Source organism: Sphingomonas beigongshangi, assembly GCF_016820445.1.
Lineage (GTDB): Bacteria > Pseudomonadota > Alphaproteobacteria > Sphingomonadales > Sphingomonadaceae > Sphingomonas > Sphingomonas beigongshangi.
In genome coordinates, this window is the sequence record NZ_JADHDT010000011.1 from 1 (window position 1) to 11,612 (window position 11,612).

Consider the following 11,612-nt stretch of genomic DNA (forward strand, 5'->3'; position numbering starts at 1 on the left):
GGAAGCACCTGAACCCGCGCGATCAAATCTTCCGAACACCCCCTTGTATCCGACGGGGCGTCCACACACGGTCATTCGCGGGAGTTTCTGCGCCTACTCTTTTCCGCCATTAGTTCACCAACCTTCGAAGGAGTGATTTCATTCTGATGCGACCTTAACCAATTATTGGCGGTGGCCTGCGATGGACTGGTCCATGTCAACACTGCAGCCTACGGCCCTTTTGGCGTCCCTAGGGAACGAGAGCGCAGACGCCCTGCCGCCTGCCCTCCAATCTAGCCTGGCGCGCCACCGCGAAAACCTCGCGTCGATGGTGTCCGCTCTGCAAGCGGCGGGTTTGGATGAGGCGAGCATCGAGAGCAATCTGAGCGTGTTGATCGACAGCTATCGCGCCGAGCTAGCGGTGGCACTCCATCACATGGCTGGCGAAGCATGACCAAAGCGTCCTCACACGACGAGGCAGGCCGCCTCGCAGCCTTGCGCCGCTTGGACGTCCTCGACACCGCACCGGAAGAGCAGTTCGAGAAGATCGTTGGCCTCGTTCGTGCGGTTTTGGGGGTTCCGATTGCGACGGTTACCTTGGTCGATGCGCACCGACAATGGTTCAAGGCGCGGCACGGCATGCCGGTATCAGAAACGCCACGCTCGACTTCCTTTTGCACGCATACCGTGGCGGCACGTGCCCCGTTAATGATCGCGGACGCCACGCTCGATAGTCGCGTTTCGGACAGTCCGCTGGTCGTCGGCAAACCGTTCATCCGCGCGTATCTTGGCGTGCCGCTCATGACCCCAGACGGTCATGCCGTCGGCGCCCTGTGCGCGATCGACACCACGCCGCGAACGTTCAGTTCTGCGCAGATCGAGGTGCTAGCCGGTTTTGCCCGTCTGGTCGTCGATGAGCTTGAATTGCGCCAAGTCGCCGTCACCGACCAGCTGACCGGCTGCCTGTCCCGTCGCGGCTTTCTGGCAGCGGTAGACAGCGAGATCGAACGGTGTCGCCGTTATGACCGTTCAGCCTCGCTCGCCATTCTCGACGTCGACCATTTCAAACGAGTGAATGATACATTTGGCCACGCTGCTGGTGATGCCGTGCTTCGCCAGCTCGTCCTGCGCTGCACGACCACCCTTCGTCCGGTCGATCTCGTAGGCCGGTTAGGCGGCGAGGAGTTCGCCATACTGCTGCCCGAAACGGGCCAGGACGCTGCGACCCTCACCATCGAGCGCTTGCGCGCCTGCATTGCGGGTGTGTCGTTCGAGATTGGTACTGCTGCCGCTCTGTCGGTAACAGCTAGCTTCGGACTGGCGAGGTTCGTGTCCGGTGATCGACCCGATGGATGGTTAGAACGTGCCGATGGCGCCCTCTATGCAGCTAAGCGGGGAGGAAGAAACCGTGTGAACATCGCGAATTATGCCTCCACCCCTGCAGCCGCCTGATTGCTTTTCGTTTGGCCTGGAATAGCGCTTCAGACCCAGGAGCTGCCATTCGCAACCATCCTCCCACCTTTCGACTATGGCCATTCGTTCATCTAGCGTCTTCAAGTTCAGAGGCGCCTGGATTTGTCGCGGGATGACAGTCAAAGAGATTGCTATCGAGCGCACTTAAATAGACATCGACTTCATCCAAATACAGATCATGGTTTTAGTTATATGAAGGCGGAGGTCGAGCAGAGTAAGACGACAAGATGAACCTCCGTATGGATGCTCGATCTGTATCCGCAAGCGCCACGCGACGCATCTAGAAGGTTGACGGAGCGCTATAGTGCGATGCCGCGTTTTCCGCCATCATCCACTTCTTGGCGATCCGGTCGCTAGCGCTGGCGGCAATCTGCGTCGTCACCATCGCGCTGGATGTATTGCGCCATCCGCCGAAGATGGCCGTGATGGCGGTAATTTGGCCACTGACTGCGCTCTTCGAAAGCGTGTTGTGGCTCGCCATCTACTACCGCTGGGGGCGCTCTACCCGGCAGGACGATGACGATCCGTTTGCCGTTTCCATCTTGAAAGGGGCCAGCCACGGCGGCGCTGGCTGCACGCTCGGCGACATCGTGGCGGAGGGGATCGCCCTCGCCCTGCCTTCGAAAGGGTTATGGTTCGGCTACGGCACTCTACTCAGCACGCGCATGTTCGCTCTGTGGATACCCGACTTCCTGCTGGCCTTCCTGTTCGGTATCGGTTTCCAGCATTGGAGCATCGTGCCAATGCGGCATCTCTCGCCGGGCGACGGCCTGAAGACGGCCATCAAAGCTGACATATTGTCGATCAGTGCCTGGCAAGTGGGCATGTACGGCGGAATGGCGCTGATCCAGTTCCTGTGGTTCCAGCGGCAGCTCGGCGGCCTGGCCACTGCCGACCAGCCAGAATTCTGGTTCGCCATGCAGATCGCAATGCTGGCCGGCTTCTGTACAAGCTACCCGATGAACTGGCTGCTCGTGCGGACAGGCGTCAAGGAGGCGATGTAGCGGCAACTGCGCGTTATGCGTCGTGCCTGACAGAGATCGAAAGGCCGCTGACAGCTGAGATATGGCGCAGCGGTTGACAGGCACTGGCGTGATCCCGAGGATAGCGCGCCCGCCTGCCGTGGCTTCAGAGCTGCCGCTTTGATCCAGTCGCCGGAGTTCCCCATGATCGTCATCATCGCGCTTGGCGTCTCGATCATCGTGGCGGCATTGCTGACCTTAAGCCCGTTCGCGCGATCAGACGGCTGGCGCGCAACGGTAACCCCTCTGGCGTCGATCATCGGCTCGGGCTTTCTGATCTGCGGGCCGTTGCTAGCACGCGAATTTGGCGGCGCGGCGCTGCTTGCCATGGCGGCGCTGCTCGCGATTGCCTATGCCGCCGGATGGGTGATCCGCTTCAACATCCGCCATGTCGAGGATCATCTGGCGACCGCTCCGTTCGCCGATCCGATCGCCTGGACGGCGCGCCTTACCCAGGGCGTGCTCGCCCTCGCCTATGCAGTGTCGGTCGCTTATTATCTGAAGCTGCTGGCAGAGTTTTCGCTGAAGCCGATCGCGGTCGATCCGGTCTGGCAACCGGTTATCGCCAATATCGTCGTTACCGTGCTGATCGCGGCGATGACCCTGCTCGCGCTCGGCGGCGATCTGCGCAAGGTCGAGCATGTCGCGCACGGCACGGTCTCGATCAAGATAGGCATCATCGCCGGCCTGCTGGTAGCGCTCGGCATCGCCTGGGCGACGAGCGGCGCGGTCCAGCCGCTGCCGCCAGCGCGGGTAAGCTGGGCCAGCCTGCCGATGCTGCTCGGCCTGATCATCACGGTGCAGGGGTTTGAGACGTCGCGCTACCTCGGCCACGACTATGCCGCCGAGCTGCGGATCCGCACGATGCGCCATGCGCAATGGATCGCCTCCGCCATCTATCTGGCCTTTATTGCGCTGCTTACGCCCTTCCTGTCGCGCGCGGCTCGGACGGAAGGAGTGGCCGGCATTCTCGACATCATGGAATTGATCGCCCCGGCGCTGGGCGCCTTCGTTCTCGCCGGCGCGGTTTCGAGCCAGCTCAGCGCAGCCGTCGCCGATTCCATCGGCGCGGGCGGGCTGATCAACGAGGTGTCGCGACGCCGGATGCCCGTGCCGCTGGCGTTCGCGCTCGCCGGCATGCTGGCGATCGCCGTCGTCTGGCTGACCGACCCGTTTCAGGTGGTGGCGCTGTCGTCGCGCGCCTTCGCCCTGTTCTACGCGCTGCAATGCGCGCTGGCGTTCGCGGTGGCGCGGCGCAACGGCGTCGGCGACTGGCGCCACCGCTGCGGTTTCCTCGCGATCGGCCTGATCTGCCTCACCGCCGTCGTGGTGGGCGCGCCGGCCGAAAGCTGACCTCCTCTCGACGCGTATGCAGGAATCACAGTCGCCGATGACCTCTCCCACCCTCCCCATCGACCAGCACGCGGCCTCCGAGCAGATCGGCCGCCTCGCGCTCTATCGCTGGTGGCGCAGGTCGGTGGTGGGCCGCGTCGATCACGAAGCGGTGCTGGCACGCGTCGTCGAGGAAAGCGGCTGGAGCCCGCGCTTCGCCTTCATGACGATGATGTCGGCCGGCATTGCCGAACTCGGGCTTCTGCTGTCGTCGCCGGCGGTCGTCATCGGCGCGATGCTGATCTCGCCGCTGATGAACCCCATCCTCGGCTTCGGCTTCAGCCTCGCGCTGTTCGATTTCCGCGAACTCCGGCGGTCGCTCAAGGCGCTGGCACTGGGCTCTGCCCTCGCGATCGCCTTTACCGCGCTGCTCGTCCTCGCCTCGCCGCTGCAGGCGCCGACCGCCGAGATCGTCGCGCGCACGCGTCCCAATCTGTTCGACCTGGCCGTCGCGCTGTTCGCCGCGCTGGCCGGCACGTTCGCGATCATCCGCGGGCGCGGTGACACGATCGTCGGCGTCGCGATCGCGACCGCGCTGATGCCGCCGCTCGCGGTGGTCGGATACGGCATCGCCACGCGCAACGCGCCGGTCGGCATGGGCGCCTTCGCGTTGTTCGTGACCAACTTCATCACCATCGCGCTATCGGCGACGGTCATGGCGCGCTTCTACGGCTTCGGCCATCACCTGTCCCGTCGCCAGGGCTGGATGCAGACCGTGGTGCTGGTGCTGGTCTTCGTCGCCATGGCGATCCCGCTCGGCATCTCCCTCAACCGCATCGGCCGGGAGGCGCTGGCGACGTCGCAGACCCGCTCTCTACTGTCGGAGCGGTTCGGCACCGACGCGCGCGTGACCCAGCTCGACATCGACTTCACCGCCCAGCCGATCGTCGTGCGCGCGGTCGTCATCACCCCGCGCCGCTCGATGCAGAAGACCAGCGCGATCCAGGCGGCGCTGGCAAAGGCGCTCGATCGGCCGGTGCGGCTCAATCTCGACCAGATCCTGCTCGGCGCCGGCGCCGACTCGCTCGCCGCGCAGCGCGAGGAACTGCGCCAGGCGGGCGAGGCGACCAACAGCGCCGCGCAGCGGGTGACCGATCTTGCGAACGGCATCGCGCTGATCACCGGCATCACGCCCGATGCGGTGACGATCGACCGCGATCATCATCGTGCGGTGGCGGCCGCCGCCCCGCTGCCCGGCGCGGGCGTCGCGACCTATCGCGCGCTCGAACGGCGCGCAGCCGAGCAGAGCGACGACTGGGACGTCGCGATCATCCCGCCGCAGGGCCCCTTGCCCTCGATCGCCTTCGCCGACGGCGCCGACACGCTCGACGCGGCGGCGAGCGATGCCGTCGCCACCTCGGCCTGGGCGGCGCACCGCTGGAACGTGTCGGCGCTCGCCGTGCCGGGCCTGCCCGCCGGCGCGCCGCCGGCCGCGCCCGATCTCGGCCAGCGGCGCGCCCTGGCCATTGCCGCGCAGTTGCGACAGCAGGGCATCGCGCCGCAGTCCGCCCCCGGCGCGGGCCGCCAATTCGCGCTGACGCCAGTGACGCGGGGCGGACAATGAGCGGCGACATCGGCCTGACCGAACTCGGCACGCTGCTGATCGTCGCCTCGCTGGTGGCGATGGTGTCGCGGCGGATCGGGCTGCCTTATACGGCCGGGCTGGTGCTTGCCGGGATCGGCCTCGCCTATCTGCCGGTCGGTGCCGAGCTGCCGCTGTCGCGCGAGCTGATCTTCAACATCTTCCTGCCGCCGCTGATCTTCGAGGCGGCGATGCAGCTCCGCTGGTCGCGCTTCCGAAGCGAGTTGCCGCTGACCTTGGTGCTCGCCTTCCTCGGCGTCGCGATCAGCGCTGTCGTGGTCGCGGGCGGCATGCACCTGCTGCTCGGCTGGAGCCTGCTCGGCGCCGCCTTCTTCGGGGTGCTGATCGCGGCGACCGATCCGGTCTCGGTGATCGCCGCCTTTAAGGAGATGAAGGCCGAGCCGCGCCTCAGCATGGTGGTCGAATCCGAAAGCCTGCTCAACGATGGTGTCGCGGCGGTCGGCTTCGCGATCCTCGTCGGCATCGCCAACGGCGAGGCGCTGACCGCATCGGGCGCGTCGCTCGCGCTGCTGTGGACGGTCGCCGGCGGGCTCGTGATCGGGGCCGCGATCGGCCTTGTCGTATTGACCATCGCCGGCCGGACGACGGATCATCTGGTGGAGGTGACGCTGACGACCGTGGTCGCCTGGGGATCGTTCCTGCTCGCCGAACATGTCCATGCCTCGGGCGTGTTCGCGGCGGTCGCGGCGGGCCTCATCGTCGGCAACGTCGGGCCACGCGGCTCGATCTCAGTCGCGGGGCGCCAGCATGTGCAGGATTTCTGGACCTATGCCGCCTTTCTCGCCAATTCCTGCCTGTTCCTGCTGATCGGCAGCCACGAGGCGCATCAACCGATCGCGCTGGTCTCGCTGCCGCTGGTCGTTGCGATCGTGCTGACGCTGATCGGCCGCGCCGCGGCGGTCTATCCGCTGGCGCTGTCGTTTGCGCGATCGGGGCTGCGGCTGCCCACGACCTATCAGCATGTGCTGGTCTGGGGGGGATTGCGCGGCGCGGTCGGCCTCGCGCTGGCGCTGGCGGTGCCGGCGAGCGTCGCCGAGCGCGGCCAGATCGTCGTCATCACCTTCGGCGTGGTTGCCTTCTCGATTTTCGCGCAGGGGCTGACGATCCCCCGTCTGCTCCGCCGCTGGCAATTGACCGGATCGGACGAGGCGGAACACTGACGCGCCGCGGCTGCGGAACTCCCCGCCTTCTCCGAGGCTTGGACAGGCCGAAAGGGGAGCGGCGATGACCCAATGGCAGTGGCTGATCCGCCTCATCACGCGCAGGATGTGGTTCAGGGCCGCGTTGATGTGCGGGTTCGGCGGGGCGTTGGCGCTTGCCGGCGCGCTGGTGGGGCACACCATCTCCTATCACTTTGCCGCGACGGTCGGATCCAAGTCGGTCGACAGCATCCTGACCATGCTCGCCTCGAGCATGCTGGCGGTGACGACCTTCTCGCTGACCGCGATGGTGTCGGCCTATTCGGGGGCGACCAGCACGATCACGCCGCGCGCGGTCCAGCTGCTGATCGACGACAGCACCGCGCAGAATGCGCTCGCCACCTTCCTCGGCAGCTTCCTGTTCGCGATCGTCGGCATCGTCGCGCTGTCGACCGGCCTCTATGGCGAGACCGGCCGCGTCATCCTGTTCTTCGGCACGATCCTCGTCATCCTGTTCATCGTCGTGACGCTGCTGCGCTGGATCGAGCATATCGCCCGGTTCGGGCGCATGTCCGACACGATCGACCGGGTCGAACGCGCGGCGATGGCGGCGGTGGACACGATGGCCGTGCCGATCTTGCTCGACGGTGCGGCGCCCGCGGTCGGCGGGGACGGCAGGACCGGCGTGGCGGCGACGACGATGGCGCGGGTCACGCATGTCGACGTCGCGCGGCTCGGCGAGATCGCCGCGGCGCTGGCGGCGGACATCCACGTGGTCGCGCTGCCCGGCACCTTGGTCGAGCCCGGGCGCGCGATGGCGCTGGTTGCAGGCACCGTCGACGACGCCGCGATCAACCAGGTGCGCCAGGCCTTCACCCTCGCCCATCATCGCGCCTTCGATCACGATCCCCGCTTCGGGCTGGTGGTGCTGTCGGAGATCGCGTCGCGCGCGCTGTCGCCAGCGGTCAACGATCCCGGCACGGCGATCGCGGTGATCGAGACGGGTAGCCGGGTGCTGCTGCGCCTGCTCGATCATTGCGCCGCGGAGGCCGATCCGCTTCCCGCTCGCGTCCACGTGCCGCCGGTGCTGCTCGCCGATCTGCTCGAAGACTGGAGCCGCCCGATCGCGCGCGACGGCGCCACGCTCGTCGAGGTCGACATCCGCCTGCAGAAGGCGCTTGGAGCGCTGGCGCGGCACGCTCCCGCGGCACGGCGGGTCATCGCACGCGAGGCGGAGGATGCCTTGGTTCGCGCGCGCGCCGCACTGGTGCATGACGGTGATTGCGCGCTGGTCGATCGGGCGCATTGCGAGGCCTTCGCCGGCTGACGTGCAGGGGCGCCGTCAGCTCTTCGGCAAAGCGTACGCCAGCGTATAGTCGCCGTAGCGCGTCCCCAGCGCGCCATGTCCGCCTGCGGTGATGACGACATATTGCCGTCCGTCGCGCCCGCGATAGGTCATCGGCGTCGCCTGTGCGCCCGCCGGCAAGCGCGCCCTCCACACCACCTTGCCGCTACTGAGATCAAAGGCGCGCAGATATTGGTCGGTGGTTGCGCCGATGAAGGCGAGGCCGCCCGCGGTGATGATCGAGCCGCCGAGATTGGGCACGCCCGTCTTCACCGGCACGCCGAGATGCGACCCGAACAGGCCGGTGTCACGCGCCGTCCCCAGCACCTTGCGCCACAGCACCTTGCGCGTGCCGAGGTCGACGGCGGTCAGATGACCCCAGGGCGGCGCGACGCAGGGCGCACCGAAGATGCCGACCCAGGCCTTCACCACCGCGACATAGGGCGTGTTGTACTGGGTCTGAAGCTGCGCCTGCATGGCGTTCTCGCCTCCCTGCTTCTGCTTCATCATCGGCGCCACGCGAGGGTCGTCGCGGCGCATCAGCCACAGCTTGAACGGCATCTCCATCGTGTTGACGGTCATCACGCCGCGAACCGGGTCGACCGCCGCGCCACCCCAGTCGGTGACGCCGTCGAAGGCCGGATGGCCGATGATCGGCTTCAGCCCCATCGGCTGGTAGATGCCGGCACCCTGCGCGCGGCGGATGTCGATACGGCAGAACAGCTGGTCGATTGGCGTCGCGCCCCATGTGGCGACCTCGGTCGGTGCCGCGGGGGTGAAGCTGGGCATGCCGGTCGAGAAAGGCTGGGTCGGTGAGACCCGGACGCCGGGGGTGGCACCGTCGGTGCGCACAGGCCGTTCGGTGATCGCTGCGAGCGGCGCTCCAGTCAGGCGGTTCAGGAAGTAGACCTGCCCCATCTTCGTGGTCTGGATCAGCGCCGGGATCACCTGGCCATTGGGTGCGCGATAGTCGAACAGCGACGGACCGATCGGCAGGTCCATGTCCCACATGTCGCGGTGGACCAACTGCCGCGTCCAGCGCAGCTTGCCGGTCGCGCTGTCGAGCGCGACGATCGACGAGCCGAAGCGGTCGTCGAACGGCCGGCGATACCCGATCCAATAATCGGGCGAGGCGTTGCCCGTGCCGAGATAGACGAGGCCGTTGGCGGCGTCGGCGGTGATCGCGCCCCAAACATTGGGCGTGCCGCGCGTATAGGTCTGTCCCTCCGGCAACGGCGCGATCGCGTCCTGCGCGCGGCCGACGTCCCAGGCCCAGACCGGTGCCCCCGAAACCGGATCGTAAGCGCGCACGACGCCGGAGGGGATATCGCGATTGACGTTGTCGATGATCCGTTCGCCGATGATCAGCCGGTTGTTGACGACGACGGGCGGCGTGGTGCCGATCTGATCCGACGGCTTCGACGTCCCCATGTTGGTGCGCAGATCGATCGCCCCGCCGTTTGCGAAGCTCGGGCATGGCCGGCCCGTCTCGGCGTCGAGCGCCACCAGCCGCGCGTTGAACGTCGGCGCGAAGATGCGGTGCGGGCACGGCGTCCCCGCCGGCGCCTCGAAATAGGTGACGCCGCGGCATACCAGATAATTGTTGCCGGCGATCGGCGCATCCTCGTGCCAGCTCCACTTGGTCCTGCCGGTGGTCGCGTCGATCGCCTGGACGAAGGAGTGCGGCGTACAGGTGAAGAGCGTGTCGCCGATATGGATCGGCGTCGCCTCGGAATGATATTCCCGTTTGTGCTCCTGCGTCTCGGCCGCCATCGGCAGATCGCCCGTGCGCTGGGTCCAGGCGAGTTGCAGCCGTCCGACATTCTGCGGGGTGATATCGGCCAGCGCCGAATAGCGCCGGCCCGACAACGTGCCGCCATAATCGCGCCAGTCGCCGTCCGCTTCCCCGGTCGGAGCGGCGGGCAATGGCGCGGCGCCGGCTGCACCCTGCGCCTCCACCCCCTCGCCATGGAGCAGCACGCCGCCGGTCCCGAGCGCCAGCAGCACCGCCGCCGCGACGGGTATAGCCCGGGCATGCGACCGCCACGACCGGGACCGCCATCCGGTCAGCAGCACAAGGGCCAGCAGCACCGTCGGCGCGAGCAGACGCGGGACGAGTTGCAGTCCGTCCAGCCCAACTTCCCACACAGCCCAAACCAGCGTGCCGAACCAGATCGCGACAAACAACCACCGCCCCAGCCGGGGCACACGGCCAAGCAACGCGCCGCAGACGATCAGCGCGATGCCTGCGATCAGATAATAAGGGGATCCGCCAAGCGAGGCGAGAACGCCGCCGGCAATAGCGAAAAAGCCACCGAGAATGGCCACGCACCATGCGAGCACCAGCCTGTAGAGCCGCGCCATCGCCGTTCCTTTTGCCTGTTTCGCCACCAACGTCTGGAACCGGCAGAAGTCTCAGAAGGATGTCGCTTCCCCGGCTGGCAACACGGAATCGGCGTTACTCGAACGCGAATGCCGGCGTTGGGACGCCGGGCTTGCATTCCCCAAGCCAGCAGCGTCGGCAAACGGCCGCCGCTTCGAAGCCGAGAATAGGCGGGCGCACCTGATTCGGGAACTTCTTTGGTCGGCTCGACTAAACGCAAGGACCCGGTGAAATCCCGGGTGGCTACTCCGGCCGCCGATCCGCCGGGCAAAATCACACATGCAACCCGACCGCGCTGCCCCGCCGCGCCATGTGCACTGATGTGGATTCCTGATGGCATTCGATCTCGCTGCCTACCGCCGCCAGTGGTTCACTGACGGCACCGCCGCCCGCCGCGACGTGCTCGCCGGCATCGTTGTCGCGCTCGCCCTCATCCCCGAGGCGATCGGCTTCTCGATCATTGCCGGCGTTGACCCGCGCTTAGGCCTCTACGCGTCGGTGGCCATCGCGCTGACGATCTCGCTGGTCGGCGGCCGGCCCGGCATGATTTCCGCGGCGACTGCGGCGGTCGCCGTCGTGGTGATCCCGCTCTCCCGCGAGCATGGCGTCGAATACCTCTTCGTGGCTACCATCCTGATGGGGCTCATTCAGATCGTGGCCGGCGTGCTGAGGCTCGATTTCGTCATGCAGTTCGTGTCTCGCTCGGTCATCACCGGCTTCGTCAACGCGCGCGCCATCCTGATCTTCATGACGCAGCTGCCGCAGCTGACGAACGTGGGATGGCATACCTATGCGATGGTGGCTGCCGGCCTCGTCATCATCTATGGTCTGCCGCGCGTCACCACGGCTTTGCCGTCGCCGCTGGTGGCCATCCTCGTCCTGAGCGCAATCAGCATCGGCATGGGCCTGAGCGTCCATACGGTCGGCGACATGGGCAAGCTGCCCAAAGGGCTGCCCAGCATCGCCCTCCCGAACGTGCCGCTGACGCTCGACACGCTGCGGATCATCCTGCCCTACTCCCTGACGATGGCGGCGGTCGGCCTGCTCGAATCGCTGCCCACCGCGCAGATCGTCGGCGACATGACGGATACCGATAGCAACAAGCGGGTCGAGTGCGCCGGCCAGGGCGCGGCGAACATGGTCGCCGCCCTCTTCGGCGGCATGGGCGGCTGCGCGATGATCGGCCAGTCGGCCATCAACGTCACTTCTGGCGGCCGTGGCCGCCTGTCGACCTTCGTCGCGGGCGGCTTCCAGTTGGCTCGCGAAGGTGCCGCGC

Annotated in this window: 8 protein-coding genes, 1 pseudogene and 1 other annotated feature; of the genes and pseudogenes, 8 read left to right on the top strand and 1 reads right to left on the bottom strand. The window is 66.8% G+C overall.

Annotated elements, in window-relative coordinates; genetic code table 11:
• Positions 1-193: 193 nt before the first annotated feature.
• The 7 genes from IQ292_RS16535 to IQ292_RS16565 all read left to right on the top strand — a co-directional run bounded on the left by IQ292_RS16535 (position 194) and on the right by IQ292_RS16565 (position 7,935).
• Positions 194-433 (top strand): hypothetical protein, encoded by a 240-nt coding sequence (locus IQ292_RS16535; RefSeq protein ID WP_203311436.1) that lies wholly within the window; start codon positions 194-196, stop codon positions 431-433.
• The gene (locus tag IQ292_RS16540; RefSeq protein ID WP_203311437.1) at positions 430-1,431 is read left to right on the top strand and encodes a GGDEF domain-containing protein; all 1,002 of its coding nucleotides are present in this window, start codon (positions 430-432) and stop codon (positions 1,429-1,431) included. Before IQ292_RS16535 ends, IQ292_RS16540 begins: the two co-directional genes overlap by 4 nt.
• Positions 1,432-1,790: 359 nt before the next feature.
• Positions 1,791-2,456 (top strand): DUF4396 domain-containing protein, encoded by a 666-nt coding sequence (locus IQ292_RS16545; protein WP_238941192.1) that lies wholly within the window; start codon positions 1,791-1,793, stop codon positions 2,454-2,456.
• 162 nt (positions 2,457-2,618) lie between these two features.
• Positions 2,619-3,827, top strand: coding sequence for a hypothetical protein (locus IQ292_RS16550; protein ID WP_203311438.1), 1,209 nt, complete (start codon positions 2,619-2,621; stop codon positions 3,825-3,827).
• A gap of 37 nt (positions 3,828-3,864) precedes the next feature.
• On the top strand, positions 3,865-5,430 hold the full coding sequence (locus IQ292_RS16555; RefSeq protein ID WP_203311439.1) for a DUF389 domain-containing protein: 1,566 nt from the start codon (positions 3,865-3,867) through the stop codon (positions 5,428-5,430).
• On the top strand, positions 5,427-6,629 hold the full coding sequence (locus IQ292_RS16560) for a cation:proton antiporter (RefSeq protein ID WP_203311440.1): 1,203 nt from the start codon (positions 5,427-5,429) through the stop codon (positions 6,627-6,629). Before IQ292_RS16555 ends, IQ292_RS16560 begins: the two co-directional genes overlap by 4 nt.
• A gap of 64 nt (positions 6,630-6,693) precedes the next feature.
• Positions 6,694-7,935: a DUF2254 domain-containing protein gene (locus tag IQ292_RS16565; protein ID WP_238941193.1), complete on the top strand. Its 1,242-nt coding sequence runs from the start codon at positions 6,694-6,696 to the stop codon at positions 7,933-7,935.
• A 15-nt stretch (positions 7,936-7,950) separates the two neighbouring features.
• On the opposite strand, the gene IQ292_RS16570 is transcribed toward IQ292_RS16565, so the two are convergent.
• Complete coding sequence (locus IQ292_RS16570) at positions 7,951-10,317, bottom strand: membrane-bound PQQ-dependent dehydrogenase, glucose/quinate/shikimate family (RefSeq protein WP_203311441.1); 2,367 nt, start codon at positions 10,315-10,317, stop codon at positions 7,951-7,953.
• A 236-nt stretch (positions 10,318-10,553) separates the two neighbouring features.
• Positions 10,554-10,609 (top strand) — a sequence feature (sul1 is cis-regulatory element that is thought to sense ions involved in sulfur or methionine metabolism; They are found in Alphaproteobacteria).
• A gap of 60 nt (positions 10,610-10,669) precedes the next feature.
• Between IQ292_RS16570 and IQ292_RS16575 the strand changes: the two are divergent.
• Positions 10,670-11,593, top strand: a pseudogene (locus tag IQ292_RS16575) (SulP family inorganic anion transporter); the annotation flags it as partial.
• Positions 11,594-11,612 lie beyond the last annotated feature (19 nt).

Coding starts and splice junctions, on each gene's coding strand:
- IQ292_RS16535 (WP_203311436.1), top strand. CDS start 194: ATGTCAACACTGCAGCCTACGGCCCTTTTGGCGTCCCTAGGGAACGAG.
- IQ292_RS16540 (WP_203311437.1), top strand. CDS start 430: ATGACCAAAGCGTCCTCACACGACGAGGCAGGCCGCCTCGCAGCCTTG.
- IQ292_RS16550 (WP_203311438.1), top strand. CDS start 2,619: ATGATCGTCATCATCGCGCTTGGCGTCTCGATCATCGTGGCGGCATTG.
- IQ292_RS16555 (WP_203311439.1), top strand. CDS start 3,865: ATGACCTCTCCCACCCTCCCCATCGACCAGCACGCGGCCTCCGAGCAG.
- IQ292_RS16560 (WP_203311440.1), top strand. CDS start 5,427: ATGAGCGGCGACATCGGCCTGACCGAACTCGGCACGCTGCTGATCGTC.
- IQ292_RS16565 (WP_238941193.1), top strand. CDS start 6,694: ATGACCCAATGGCAGTGGCTGATCCGCCTCATCACGCGCAGGATGTGG.
- IQ292_RS16570 (WP_203311441.1), bottom strand. CDS start 10,317: ATGGCGCGGCTCTACAGGCTGGTGCTCGCATGGTGCGTGGCCATTCTC.